The organism is Flavobacterium lacustre (genome assembly GCF_027474525.2).
Taxonomy (GTDB): Bacteria; Bacteroidota; Bacteroidia; order Flavobacteriales; family Flavobacteriaceae; genus Flavobacterium; species Flavobacterium lacustre.
The window spans coordinates 135396-149434 of sequence record NZ_CP114882.2; the positions used below are offsets into that span (position 1 = coordinate 135396).

A 14039-nucleotide genomic window follows, 5' to 3' on the forward strand; every position below is an offset into this window, starting at 1 on the left:
CGTTCTATTATGGAAACACCATTCAAAAATAAAGTAGCTATTGTAACAGGCGGTTCATTTGGAATTGGACAAGCAACGGCTCTAGCTTTCGCAAAAAAAGGAGCAAAAGTTGTCATTGTAGATTGGAAAGAAAATACTGAAACGTTAGATTTTATTAAAAATTCAGGAGGTGAAGCTCTTTTTATCCAATGTGATGTTTCAAAATCCACAGATGTAAAAGCAATGGTCGAAAAAACCATTAAAACTTTCGGCCGATTAGATTATGCTTTCAACAATGCCGGTATCGAAGGAATTCAAGCTCCTGTAAAAGATTGCAGCGAGGAAAATTGGGACAAAACCATTGGTGTAAACCTAAAAGGAATTTGGCTTTGTATGAAATATGAAATCCCCGAAATGATAAAACAAGGAAAATGTGCTATTGTTAATTGCTCCTCGGTAGCGGGACTCGTTGGTTTTGCTGGTCTGCCTGCTTATGTAGCTTCAAAACATGGCGTTGTAGGATTAACAAAAACCGCAGCATTAGAATGTGCTAAACTTGGCGTCAGAGTTAATGCCGTTTGTCCCGGAGTGATACAAACTGCGATGATGGATCGAATTACCGGAAAGAAAAAAGAAGCCGAAGAACAATTTACTGAACTTGAACCTATTGGTCGTTTTGGTCAACCCGAAGAAATTGCTGCTGCTGTATTATGGTTGTGCTCCGACGAAGCTTCTTTTGTAACCGGACATGCAATGGCTGTAGACGGTGGTTTTGTAGCGCAATAATTAGTATGAATTCTAATTTTTTAATTTAAAAACAGATATCAAATGCAAACGTACGAAGTAAACTTAAAATGGACCGGCAGAAGAAAAGGAGTTCTCAGCTCTCCGGTTCTGCCAAAAGAAATTGAAGTCGCCACACCTCCTGATTTTCCGAAGGGAATGGAAGGAATCTGGTCACCTGAACATTTATTCGTCGCATCGGTCAACAGTTGTCTGCTGAGTACATTTTTGACTATTGCCGAAAATTCTAAATTAGAATTTGTCAGTTTTGAAAGCAAATCTACTTGCAAAGTCGATCTCGTGGACGGAAAATACACCATAACAGAAATCATTTTGAAACCAAAAATCGTGATTCCTTATTCGCAAAAACCAGACAGAGCAAAACATATTATAGAAATGAGTGAAAAATCATGTATTATTTCTAATGCCATCAAAACAACTATTCGCTTAGAACCGGAAATATACGTTGAACACAGCCTTATAAAACTTAGTGATTTGCCCTAAGTCGCCTATTCATTGAAAACAGCTTAATCAACAATTAATTTTAAAAGTATGATTTCCATCAAAAATAAAACAGAACACCACCTTTTGGATTATGAAAAAGTTCGTACTTCTTTTTCATGGAAAAATATTGCACAAGAATTAAGCGGTCTTCCTGACTCAAAAGGACTGAATATTGCCCACGAAGCCGTTGATCGTCATGCTGAAACAGAGCTGAAAGATACTGTTGCGCTACGTTTTATTCGAAAAGACAGGAGTTTTCAAGACTTTACTTATGGCGAATTACAGAAACTAACTTCCAAATTTGCTAATGTGCTACAGAATTTAGGAATAAAAAAAGGAGAACGCATCTTCTCTTTAGCTGGAAGAATTCCCGAATTATACATTACTGCATTGGGAACCTTGAAATTCACGGCTGTATTTTGCCCACTTTTTTCTGTTTTTGGGCCTGAACCTATTTTTCAAAGATTAAGCAGAGGTGATGCGTCCGTAATAATTACAACTTCAGCTTTATTTGAAAAAAAGATACAATCTATACTCGAAAGGCTTCCCGCGCTTCATTATATCATTCTTATTGATACCAAAGAACATCTTTCGAAAAAAATACTATCCTACTCTAAACTAATGGAACAAGCCAAAGACGAGTTTATCATTCCGGAAACAAATCCGGAAGATTCGGCACTTTTGCATTTCACAAGCGGTACCACAGGAATGCCTAAAGGAGTTTTGCATGTTCACCAAGCCGTTCTCACTCATTATATAACCGGCAAATATGTACTGGATTTTCATAAAGGCGACCGGTATTGGTGTACCGCAGATCCTGGCTGGGTTACCGGAACATCATACGGAATTATTGCTCCGTTACTTCACGGAATCACCAGTATTATTGATGAAGAAGAATTTGATGCCGTAAGGTGGTATTCTATCCTCGAAGAACATAAAATAAACATTTGGTATACCGCTCCCACTGCCATCAGGCGATTGATGCGGATGAATATAAAACCCTACAAAGAATATAATCTCAAAAATCTGAGGTTAATTCTGAGCGTAGGAGAACCGCTTCATGCCGAAGCAGTCCTTTGGGGTCAGAGAAATTTTGGGATTCCAATTTTGGATAATTGGTGGCAAACTGAAACTGGAGGAATTATGATTGCCAATTATCCATCAATGAAAGTAAAACCCGGTTCTATGGGAAAACCTTTACCCGGAATTGAAATTGCGATTGCCGAAGTCAATAATAAAGAATTAAAAATAATTACAGAGCCTGATTTTCAAGGTCATTTGGTTTTAAAAAAAGGATTTCCATCTCTTTTCAGAAGCTATTTACATGAAGAAGAACGCTATAAAAAATGCTTTATTGGCGAATGGTACCTCAGCGGTGATTTAGCCAAAAAAGATATCGATGGCTATTTTTGGTTTATTGGTCGAGCCGATGACATTATCAAAACTTCAGGTCATATGGTTGGTCCTTTTGAAGTTGAAAGTACACTAATGCGTCATCCTGCTGTAGCCGAAGCCGCCGTAATAGGAAAGCCCGAAGCAACTATTGGAGAATTAGTCAAAGCTTTTGTGGTATTAAAACCCGAAAAAGAAGCCAATGAGGAAACCAAAATGGATATCATGGCTTTTGCTCGAAAAGAAATGGGACCCGCAGTTGCTCCCAAAGAAATTGAATTCACAGACAATATTCCCAAAACACGAAGCGGGAAAATTTTAAGACGATTGCTAAAAGCCCGAGAATTGGGATTACCGGAAGGAGATCTTTCAACATTAGAACAATCGTAAACTATCAAAAAATAAAGTTGTTTTTAAAAAACACAGCGAAACTAATTTTTAATAAATCAATTTGAGTCATGACAACATTCGGAAAAAGAAATTGGAAAAATACTGGAATATATTGGTTGTTTATCCTTCTATTATTTCAAGGATGCCAGGCACAGGATAAAAAAAGCGAAAAAAATATTGACGTAATTCAACAAAATGCGGCATCAAATCCCGAAAAAGTTTCTTACACCGGAAATGTAGATTTCAGATTAGCCGCCAAAATAGCAACTCCAGGCGTAGTACACATTAAATGCTCTTTCAAATCTCAAATGCAACAATATAGAAATGAGGACAAAAATGAATTCTATTTTTATGACATTCCTGACCCACTAAAAGATTTTTTCAAAAGTGATCCTTTTTTTAGGGATTTTAAATTTCAAGTTCCAAAAGGAGAACAGTATGATTCTCTTCCGGTTATTGGCAGCGGATCTGGAGTAATACTAACACCTGACGGATTTATTGTAACCAATAATCACTTGGTCAAAGACGCCTATGAAATCAACATTACTTTATTTGACGGACGCTCCTATCCTGCAAAAGTAATTGGTAATGATCCGCAAACAGATTTAGCACTCCTTAAGATTAACGAAAACAAACTTTCCTTTATCCAATTTGGCGATAGTGACACTATTGAAGTTGGAGAATGGGTAGTTGCAGTAGGAAATCCTTTCAATCTAGCCTCAACCGTTACTGCAGGAATTGTAAGTGCCAAAGCCCGAAACATAAATATCCTGACAGATCAAGGGGCTATTGAATCCTTCATACAAACCGATGCTGCCGTAAATCCCGGTAACAGCGGCGGTGCATTAGTTTCATTAGAAGGAAAACTCATTGGGATTAATACCGCAATAGCAACGCCTACTGGTGTTTATGCGGGCTATGCTTTTGCTATTCCAGTAGATATTGTAAAAAAAGTGGCTAACGATCTTATGAATTTTGGTACTGTACAAAGAGGCGTTTTAGGAATTGTAATTCGGGATATGAACAGTACACTTGCAAAAGAAATCCCTATTGACCGTGCCAATGGTGTTTATGTCGATAGCGTAACAGCAGCCGGTGCAGCAAAAGAAGCTGGCGTGAGAGCCAAAGATGTTATCATCAGTATTGATGGTATTGAGACCGTTACCTCGGCAAAACTACAAGAGATTGTTATGCGAAAACGTCCTGGTGAAAAAGTAAAAATTACATTAATCCGAAACGGAAAAGACCAAAAAGAACTTACTGCAATTCTCAAAAAACAAGAAGAAAACATTCCTATCATAAAAAATACCGAAAAAGTTTTACTTAAAAATTTAGGAGTGGAACTAGTTGCGATTAATAAGGAAGACCAGAAAAAATATAATGTTAAAACCGGACTAAAAATCACAAAGCTTTATGATGGAAAACTAAAACAAAATACGAACATAAGAGAAGGATTTGTAATTACGGCAGTCAATAACCATGTAGTTTCTAACATTTCATCATTTGTTGAAGCCCTTAAATCACAACAAAGAGGCATCATGCTTGAAGGAAAATATGCCGGCGATCCCACTTTATATTATTACGCATTTGGCCTGTAATTCCTGAATATTGAAACAATACCATTTTATCATTTGCAATCCAATTTTCAAAAAAAATAAAATACTATGTTACAAGCAACCACTATTCCTAAATCTATTGATGCAAAAAATGGCTTGCTCCATTTGTATCAAATGCTGCTCATTCGACGATTTGAAGAAAAAGCTGCTGAACAATATAGCAAAGCCAAAATTAGAGGTTTTCTACATTTATATATTGGAGAAGAAGCTGTAGCTGTTGGGGTAACACAAGCTTTAACTGATGACGACATTATATTAAGTACTTACCGAGAACACGGTCATGCTATAGCTCGAGGAATAAATCCCGAAGTTATCATGGCTGAAATGTATGGCAAACTAGAAGGTTGCAGCCGAGGCCGAGGCGGCTCAATGCATATTTTTGATGTCTCAAAAAAATTTTACGGAGGCAATGCAATCGTTGGCGGGCATCTTCCGATGGCAGTCGGAATGGCATTAGCATCCAAAAAACAAAAGAAAAAAACCATTACTTGTTGCTTTTTTGGTGAAGGCGCCGCTGCTGAAGGTGAATTTCACGAAGCGCTGAATCTGGCGTCAATTTGGAAAGTTCCCGTATTATTTGTCTGTGAAAATAATTTGTATGCCATGGGAACAGCACTCAAGTATTCTCATGCCGAAACTGAATTGAAAAAAAAGGGAGTTTCATATGGAATTGAAGCTTCTTCAGTTGACGGAATGGATTTAATGGCAGTTATAGAAGCTACAAATTCAGCAGTACAAAAAATAAGAAGCAACGGAAAACCGTACTTATTGGTATGCAACACCTATCGCTTTCGGGCACATTCAATGTTTGATGCCGAGTTATACCGCGATAAAAAAGAAGTGGAAGAATGGAAAAAAAGAGATCCAATTCCGCAATTTGAGCAGTTTCTTTTGCAAAAGCAATGGATAACGGCAGCTGAAATTGCCACTTTTGAAAGGAAAATAGAGATAAGCGTTCAGAAAGCAGTAGATTTTGCGGAAGCAGGAACATGGGAACCTTTAGATCAATTGACAAAATTTGTTTACAGTGAAAAATAAATATAACTAATAAAACCTTAAACATCATGAAAGCCATTAAACTAAACTCTTTAAAAAACAAAAGTATTGAAGACATTCAATTTTGTCAAAGTTGTGGCGTGCCACTTAACACAAATAAAATTAAAGGAACGGAACATGACGGTATTAAAAGCAATGAATATTGTAAGTATTGTTATGAGAACAGTAATTTTAAAAATCCCGAGATGAATTTGGATGAAATGAAAAAGAACGTCAAAAATAAAATGGAACAATTAAATCTTCCTAATTACATGGTTCAAAAAGCACTAAATATTTTGCCGGCTTTAAAAAGATGGAAAAACAAACAATTTGTTATTTAAAAAATAAAAACATGAAAAATGAAACAATCTGTCAAAGTTGCGGTATGCCAATTGACTCAGAAGTGATAAAAGGAACAGAAAAAAATGGTTCAATAAATAATGACTATTGTAAGTTCTGTTATGATGATGGTGTTTTCAAAAGCCCCAAAATGAATTTGGACGAAATGAAAAATAACGTAAAAACTCAAATGAAAAAATTGGATCTTCATGAGTATACCATTCAAAAAGCGATAAATATCTTACCTGCACTAAAACGCTGGAAAAGTTAACATTCCAATAATTTTACACATGCAAAACAACGGCGCAACAATAACCATCACGTATAGAGAAGCCTTAAAACAAGGCCTTCGTGAAGCATTACAAAATGACGAAAGTGTTTTTTTAATGGGAGAAGACGTGGGTCGCTACGGTGGTGCTTTTGCCGTGAGCAAAGGATTGCTAAAGGAATTTGGAGAAGAACGCATTATGGATGTTCCACTATCAGAGTCTGGTTTTGTGGGAGCGGGTATCGGTGCTGCAATAGCCGGAATGAAACCCATTATTGAAGTCATGACTGTTAATTTCAGTTTACTGGCCATGGATCAAATTGTGAATAATGCCGCTACTTTACAGCATATGTCGGGCGGGCAATTACATGTTCCGTTAGTTATAAGAATGGCTTGCGGAGTTGGAAGACAATTAGGAGCGCAACACTCTCACAGTTGGGAACCTTTTTATGCACACATTCCGGGATTAATAATTCTATCTGTTGGCACTCATGAAGATGCCCGAAATATGTTGCGATCGGCGTTACAAAGTACAGATCCTGTTATCATTTTTGAATATACGGCAATGCTGAATATGGAAGAAAAAATTGATTTAAACCCAACAATTGTTGATATTAACAAAGCAAAAGTACTAAGAAAAGGAAAAGATATTTCTATTATCACTTATGGCACTGGCGTCTATAAAAGTTTACAAGCCGCTATAGAATTAGCCGCTGTAGGAATTGATGCCGAAGTGATTGATTTGCGGGTTTTACATCCTTTAGATGAAGAGACTTTTCTGGCCTCGGTTGCCAAAACACATCGGGCAATTATTGTTGAGGATGCTTGGCGTTCTGTAAGTATTTCATCAGAAATTAGTGCGCGAATCATGGAAAAAGCCTTTTATGAGTTGGACGCCCCAGTACAACGGTTATGTGGGATAGAAGTTCCCATTCCCTACTCTGCCCACATGGAAGAAGCTTCTGTTCCTCAACAAAATGATATTATCAATGCAGTAAAAAAAATGATACGCCATGATTGAATTTCGAATGCCCAGTCTGGGTGCTGATATGGAAGACGGCACATTAATCGAATGGAAGAAAAAAACAGGCGATACGGTGAAGCGCGGAGATTGTATTGCCGAAGTGGAAACTCAAAAAGGACTCATTGAAATTGAAGTATTTGATGAAGGAATTATTGATGAAATACTAATCCCAGAAGGAACCAAAGTACCGGTAGGAACCATTATGGCGATGATAAAACCAAGCAGCGTTTCATTAGAAACAAAACCAACTACTTTACAACCAACCGAAGAAAAAATTACCGAACCAATATTGATAGAAAATATTGAAGAGAAAAGTATCAAAGCATCGCCTTTGGCCAAACGAATTGCTTCTGATAATCATATTGATATTTCAAAAATAAAAGGAACAGGTGAAGACGGAGTGATTACTAAAGATGATGTGGAGCAGGTTATCAGACAACAAAAACCAACTGAGACAGCAAAAAAAATCCCTTCTACTGAAACCATTCGCGCTGCCGTAGCTGCTGCAATGAGTAAATCGAATAGAGAAATTCCGCATTATTATTTAGAGAAAAAAATAAATATAACCCAAGCGTTAGTATGGCTAAAAGAACAAAATAAAGAACGAAAAGTAACTGCCCGACTTCTTCCAGTTGTTTTATTTATAAAAGCAACTGCAAAAACCCTGACCGGATTTCCTGATTTGAATGCCGTTTGGGAAAATGGTTTACAACCAAAGACGTCTATTAATATTGGTTTTGTAGTATCACTGCGTACCGGTGGAATTATTGTTCCTGCCATTTCAAATGCTAATCTAAAAAGTATTGACGAAATTATGGAAACACTAAACGATATTATTCCACGGGCAAGAGCATTGAAATTGCGAAGTTCAGAATTGAGTGATTCTACAATTACCTTGACAAACCTTGGCGAAGGTGGAGCCGATTCTGTTTTTGGTGTAATTTATCCTCCGCAAGTTGCTGTTATTGGTTTTGGAAGTATATCCGATCAGCCTTTTGCCGAGAACGGAATGTTAGGCATTCGGTCTGTTGTTTCTGTAAGTCTGGCCGGAGATCATCGCGCCACTGACGGACTTACTGGCAGCCGGTTTTTGAGTGCTTTAGATACTAATTTACAAAATCCGGAAACCTTATGAACGAAGATGAAATTAAACAAACTGTTTTTCAATTGTTGAAACGAATTGCGCCCGATACGGAACCTTCGGAATTAAAACCCGATCAAAACATCAGAGAAATACTCAATATTGATTCATTTGATTCGCTGCAATTCATTGTGGCATTAAACGAAAAATTAGCCATTGAAATCCCGGAAGAAGATTATGGAAAAATACCTACGCTGCAAAAATTAGTCTCTTATATAAAGGACAAGATGAAATAATATTGGTATTGTAAATAGCAACCCGTACAGATAATCAGGAACAGAACTTATTTTGGACACCAAAAAAAAACAAAATGAAAGGATCATTAAAACTCGGAAAAATTGCAGGCATCGGAATCTTCATTCATTGGACATTCTCCCTACTCCTTCTTTTCATCATTTTTATAAATTACAGAACTGGCTACAGCGCCTTACAAACGGCGTGGTCGGTGTTATTTATTTTAGTGGTGTTCGTTACCGTTTTATTACATGAACTCGGACATGCTTTAGTGGCCAAAAATTATCACATCAAAACCAAAGACATTACGCTTTTACCCATTGGAGGTTTAGCCCAATTAGAACGAATTCCCGAAAAACCTATCGAAGAATTACTCGTGGCTATTGCGGGACCTTTGGTAAATTTAACTTTAGCATTGCTTACTGGATTTTTTATATCGGTTCCTGAAACTGCCGAAACCCTTTTGGCAGAACTATCAAAAGGAATCAACGCCAATAATTTTTTCCTTAATTTCTTTCTGGTCAACATCTGGCTGGCTATTTTCAACCTGATTCCTGCTTTTCCTATGGATGGCGGAAGGGTTTTACGAGCTATACTTTCTTTTAGATTTAAAAGAAATGTAGCCACAAAAATCGCAGCGCGAACCGGACAACTCTTAGCAATCGGATTTATTATTTTAGGTTTTATTTCGAATCCATTTTTAATTTTTATAGGATTATTTGTCATTGTGGGAGCGCAAATTGAAACCGAGCATGCCGAAGCAAAATATTTGCTCAAAAATTACAAAGTACGTGATGTTGTAATGACGCAATACCAAACAATTGATGCTGATGAAAAAGTAGAAAAAGCAATAGCAATGTTGCTTGACAGCCAAAATAAAAGTTTTTTGGTAACCGAAAACAAAGAAGCCGTTGGAACATTGCATCGAGATGAAATCATAACTGCGCTTGCTCTAAAAAAAGAGAATGAAACTATTAAAGAAATCATGAATAAAAACTTGATTTTCTTAGATGTTGATGCGCTTTTGGAAGATGTTTTTGAGAAAATCTATGAAAATAAATTAACTTTAATGCTAGTTAACGAAAATGACAAAATCATAGGAACCTTGGATACCGAAAATATTTTAGAGTTCATTTTAATCAAAGAGGTTAAAACTAAAAAAGCGTATGCTAATTTCTAAAAACACTCTTCCTACCACAGAAAAAATAACACTGGTACATAGTGGTGACGATTATTTTTCTCGTTTAGAACAACTAATTTCTGAGGCACAATCAGAACTTCATATCCAAATTTATCTTTTTGAAAACGACGCTACAGGAAAAAAAATAATCCATGCGTTGCAAGAAGCGGCGAATCGCCAAGTAACAATATATCTTTTATTGGATGGTTTTGGTTCTCTGTCACTTCCTTTAGAAATAATCAATAAACTGAAACAAAACGGCATCAACTTTCGCTATTTTTCCCCATTATTTTCGGCAAATTCATTTTATCTTGGTCGAAGATTACATCAAAAAGTAGTTGTCGCTGATGCAAAAGTTGCCTTAATTGGCGGAATTAACATTGCCGATAAATACCACGGAACCAAAAATGAGAAACCATGGCTGGATTATGCCGTACTGATCAACGGAAAAATCGCAGCGCCATTACAAGAACTCTGTAAAGCGATTTATTGTAAAGAAAAGAAAATTCAAAGAAAAAAAATACTTCCTGCTTTTCAACCGCAACAAGAAGCACTGATTCGGATTTTGCAAAATGACTGGCTCAATCGAAAAAACGAAATTTCTAATGCGTACATAAAATCCATTCGCAATGCCAAAGAAGAAATAACCATTGTAGGCAGTTATTTTCTTCCGGGTCGAAAGCTGACCAATGCCTTAAAAAAAGCATCTCAAAATAAAGTTCGCATTCGATTAATATTATCTGGCGTTTCCGATTTGCCGATGACCCGTCGCGCAACTTGCTATTTTTACACCAAACTTCTGGGCTATAATATTGAATTATACGAATGGAATCAATCTGTTTTACACGGAAAAGCGGCGGTTGTTGATTCGATATGGACAACAATTGGTTCCTTTAACCTCAATAATCTGAGTTCTTACGGAAGTGTTGAAATGAATATTGGAATCGATTCAGCTATTTTTTCAAAAATGTATCAAAATCACCTCAACGAAATTATTTTGCAATGCCAAAGAATCACTCCGGAATCATTGAAAACGACTGATACTATACTTTCAAAAATCATAAACGGATTATCGTATTACAGTACCAGAGCAATAGAAATCATCATGACTTATTTGCCTTACAGAAGGTTTAATAATTAACAACTACAAATCAGTATTGCTATAAACAATTCAAAAGAATTGAACCTAATTTTTACAACTGTAAAATTCATGTTAAATACTTTATTTTTTTGCGGGCTTAATTATTATTTTTCGTAACTTTATTTAGTTAATTTTTTTATTTAAAATATTGAAAATAAACAAGTTAAATACTTTTCAATTTATATAAAAACACTTCTAATCAAACCGAAAAAATGGACTCTGACAAAGCAAAAAATAAAAAAAAGGAAGATTGGATTCTAAAGGATTTAGAGCACAAAATCCGAAAATTGAAAACAAAAACAGTCTTTATTCCAAAATATAATGAATTGTACTTTTAAGTCAATTCATAACGAAATGTTAGTTTCGACTAGCGTCGGAGCCGTGAGTCACTGCTCTGTAATTGAACGCTTTTTCAAGCACAGGATTTAAAAGAGCTCCGCAGAGCTACACTCTTTTAAACCTGCTTTCTTAATTGGAGTGCGGGATTTAAAACTCCCCACTCCATTAATGATTCAAACTATGGAATTTACCCTATACAAAAACAGTTTTACTAAGGAAGCCCAGAATTTAGGCTATACAGAACAGACTATAAAACACTGTCTTAATTATGCAGCCGTTTTGTTTTCTAATCACGTTCCTATTATATACAACACCTCCCACTTGTCAGGACTTGTGGGTTACAAAAAAGAATACTTGAAAAAAGCGATACTTTATCCAAATTCTTTTTATAGGGATTTTCAAATTCTAAAAAAAAACGGAAAGAAACGCGAGATTTCAGAACCGCTTCCGAGTTTAAAAGAAATACAACTTTGGATACTCAAAAACATCCTTTATAAAGTTCCCGTAAGTCCTTTTGCGAAAGCATACAAACCCAATATAAGTCTTATTGAAAACCTGAAATTTCATAAAAATCAGCCTAAAGTGTTTACATTGGATTTAGAAAACTTCTTTCCATCGATTAAAATACAAGCTATCGAAAAAATTTTCATCGGATTGGGCTATTCCAGATTGGTTTCAAAAATGCTTTCTAAATTATGCACCCGAGAAGGAGTTTTGCCACAAGGTGCGCCAACAAGTCCTTATCTTTCGAATCTAATTTTTAAAAATGCCGATGCAGAGATAGCCGATTTTTGTAAACAACGAAAAATAAGATATACCCGTTATGCGGATGATTTGAGCTTTTCCGGTGATTTTGATGAGAATGAACTTCTAACCAAAATAACTGAAATTATCGAAAATTTAAACCTGAAAATCAATCCCGATAAAACAAAACTCATGACTCCCAACACCCGGCAAACGGTTACAGGTATTGTCGTCAACGAAAAACCACAAGTCGTGTTTCATAAACGAAATGAATTAAGACAGGCAATGTATTACATTAAAAAATTTGGTTTTGATGAACATCGGGAATACAAGGAAATCAATCAGGCCAATTATTTAGAACATCTGCTGGGAAAAATAGATTTTGTACTGCAAATAAATCCGAAAGATTTAGAGTTTATAGGCTACAAAGCCTATCTTATTGATTTGAAAATGAAACAAGAATTGAAACTAAAAAAACCAGATACCATACTGATTTCCAAAACAACCGTTTTGATTACAATGTAAAATATTTTCTTTCGAAAAAAATCAGAATAAACCATTAATTATTTTGATAACCATTTGAAATAAAACATTTTATAACCGATACTACAACTTTAAATTGATTAAATTTGATAAAGAAAATATCCCATAGAATGATTGATTTTATTCCTATTGAGGTAAAAACAGAAATCAGAAAAACAAGGTAAAAATGGCATTTATAGACTATTATAAAATATTAGAAGTAGATAAAACCGCGACAGAAGCCGAGATAAAAAAAGCGTATCGAAAAATGGCCAGAAAATACCATCCTGACCTAAATCCGAACGATAAAGAAGCTGAAAAAAAGTTCAAGGAAATCAACGAAGCCAATGAAGTATTGAGTCATGCCGAAAATCGAAAAAAATACGATGAATACGGAGAGAATTGGCAACATGCGGAACAATATGAAAGTGCGAAACAGCAACAGCAATATCAAAGAAGCAGCCAAGGTGGGGGATTTGGTGGATTCGGTGGAGGCGGAGATTATTCGGATTTTTTTGAATCTATGTTTGGAGGACGTTCTGCAAGAGGAGGACGCCGAACTTCGCAATATAAAGGAGAAGATATTAGCGCTGAATTGCATCTTGATTTAAAAGACGTTTACACCACAAACAAACGGACCTTAACAATAAACGGCAAAAACATACGACTTACTATTCCAGCCGGAGTTGAAAATGGCCAACAAATAAAAATCAGCGGACAAGGTGATGAAGGAATTAACGGAGGACCAAAAGGAGATTTATACCTCACTTTCACGATAGAAAACCATACCAACTTTAAAAGAGACAAAAACAATTTATACAGTACTGTACCTATTGATTTGTATAGTGCCATTCTGGGCGGAGAAGTGACAGCTGGTACTTTTGACGGAAAAGTAAAACTAACCGTAAAACCGGGAACTCAAAACGGCACTAAAGTAAAATTAAAAGGAAAAGGCTTTCCCATTTATAAAAAAGAAGGAGAATTTGGCGATTTATACATTACCTACCAAATAGAAATCCCAACCAACCTCTCCGAAAAAGAAAAAGAATTATTTGCGGAACTTGCTAAGTTAAAAAACTCATGAACATCGAAAACCTCATCCCAGTAACTGCCTTATGTACCTATTATAAATTAGAAATGCCTTTTTTTGGTCATTTAAATGAAATGGGACTTATAGAAATTCAAATTATTGAAGAAATCCAATATATCCATCCCGATGCCTTATATGAAATAGAAAAAATGATACGAATGCATCAGGAATTAGCGATTAATATTGAGGGAATAGATGTAGTTTTTAATCTGTTACAAAAAATAGATGCTTTACAAAATGAATTAATTGCCGTCAAAAACAGATTGCGACTTTATGAAAGTTAAAATTCAGTATTCTTACTACTCCATTTATTGTATT

Annotated in this window: 15 protein-coding genes; all 15 read left to right on the forward strand. The window is 35.8% G+C overall.

Annotation, left to right across the window (positions count from 1 at the left end; translation table 11 throughout):
• Positions 1-9 precede the first annotated feature (9 nt).
• The 15 genes from O6P34_RS00680 to O6P34_RS00750 all read left to right on the forward strand — a co-directional run bounded on the left by O6P34_RS00680 (position 10) and on the right by O6P34_RS00750 (position 14005).
• A complete protein-coding gene (locus tag O6P34_RS00680) occupies positions 10-765 on the forward strand; it encodes an SDR family oxidoreductase (RefSeq protein WP_269685436.1) in 756 nt (251 codons plus the stop codon).
• A gap of 42 nt (positions 766-807) precedes the next feature.
• The gene (locus O6P34_RS00685; protein ID WP_269685437.1) at positions 808-1266 is read left to right on the forward strand and encodes an OsmC family protein; all 459 of its coding nucleotides are present in this window, start codon (positions 808-810) and stop codon (positions 1264-1266) included.
• A gap of 48 nt (positions 1267-1314) precedes the next feature.
• The gene (acsA, locus tag O6P34_RS00690) at positions 1315-3048 is read left to right on the forward strand and encodes an acetate--CoA ligase (protein WP_269685438.1); all 1734 of its coding nucleotides are present in this window, start codon (positions 1315-1317) and stop codon (positions 3046-3048) included.
• Between the two features lie 68 nt (positions 3049-3116).
• A complete protein-coding gene (locus O6P34_RS00695) occupies positions 3117-4646 on the forward strand; it encodes a trypsin-like peptidase domain-containing protein (RefSeq protein ID WP_269685439.1) in 1530 nt (509 codons plus the stop codon).
• A 66-nt stretch (positions 4647-4712) separates the two neighbouring features.
• Positions 4713-5702, forward strand: a complete 990-nt coding sequence (gene pdhA, locus O6P34_RS00700; protein ID WP_269685440.1) for a pyruvate dehydrogenase (acetyl-transferring) E1 component subunit alpha — start codon at positions 4713-4715, stop codon at positions 5700-5702.
• A gap of 26 nt (positions 5703-5728) precedes the next feature.
• Entirely contained in the window at positions 5729-6040 is a 312-nt protein-coding gene (locus O6P34_RS00705) for a zinc ribbon domain-containing protein (protein WP_269685441.1), read from the forward strand.
• Between the two features lie 11 nt (positions 6041-6051).
• The gene (locus tag O6P34_RS00710; protein WP_269685442.1) at positions 6052-6309 is read left to right on the forward strand and encodes a zinc ribbon domain-containing protein; all 258 of its coding nucleotides are present in this window, start codon (positions 6052-6054) and stop codon (positions 6307-6309) included.
• Positions 6310-6328: 19 nt separating this feature from the next.
• Positions 6329-7327 carry an alpha-ketoacid dehydrogenase subunit beta gene (locus O6P34_RS00715; protein WP_269685443.1) on the forward strand — a complete coding sequence of 333 codons (999 nt, stop codon included), beginning with the start codon at positions 6329-6331 and terminating at the stop codon, positions 7325-7327.
• The gene (locus O6P34_RS00720; protein WP_269685444.1) at positions 7320-8465 is read left to right on the forward strand and encodes a dihydrolipoamide acetyltransferase family protein; all 1146 of its coding nucleotides are present in this window, start codon (positions 7320-7322) and stop codon (positions 8463-8465) included. The genes O6P34_RS00715 and O6P34_RS00720 overlap by 8 nt, the downstream gene beginning before the upstream one ends.
• Entirely contained in the window at positions 8462-8707 is a 246-nt protein-coding gene (locus O6P34_RS00725; RefSeq protein WP_269685445.1) for an acyl carrier protein, read from the forward strand. The genes O6P34_RS00720 and O6P34_RS00725 overlap by 4 nt, the downstream gene beginning before the upstream one ends.
• 74 nt (positions 8708-8781) lie before the next feature.
• The gene (locus O6P34_RS00730; RefSeq protein WP_269685446.1) at positions 8782-9885 is read left to right on the forward strand and encodes a site-2 protease family protein; all 1104 of its coding nucleotides are present in this window, start codon (positions 8782-8784) and stop codon (positions 9883-9885) included.
• On the forward strand, positions 9872-11026 hold the full coding sequence (locus O6P34_RS00735; protein WP_269685447.1) for a phospholipase D-like domain-containing protein: 1155 nt from the start codon (positions 9872-9874) through the stop codon (positions 11024-11026). Before O6P34_RS00730 ends, O6P34_RS00735 begins: the two co-directional genes overlap by 14 nt.
• Positions 11027-11545: 519 nt before the next feature.
• The gene (locus O6P34_RS00740; RefSeq protein ID WP_269685448.1) at positions 11546-12634 is read left to right on the forward strand and encodes a reverse transcriptase family protein; all 1089 of its coding nucleotides are present in this window, start codon (positions 11546-11548) and stop codon (positions 12632-12634) included.
• Between the two features lie 184 nt (positions 12635-12818).
• Positions 12819-13715 (forward strand): J domain-containing protein, encoded by an 897-nt coding sequence (locus O6P34_RS00745; RefSeq protein ID WP_269685449.1) that lies wholly within the window; start codon positions 12819-12821, stop codon positions 13713-13715.
• Positions 13712-14005, forward strand: coding sequence for a chaperone modulator CbpM (locus O6P34_RS00750; protein ID WP_269685450.1), 294 nt, complete (start codon positions 13712-13714; stop codon positions 14003-14005). Before O6P34_RS00745 ends, O6P34_RS00750 begins: the two co-directional genes overlap by 4 nt.
• The last annotated feature ends 34 nt before the right edge of the window (positions 14006-14039 follow it).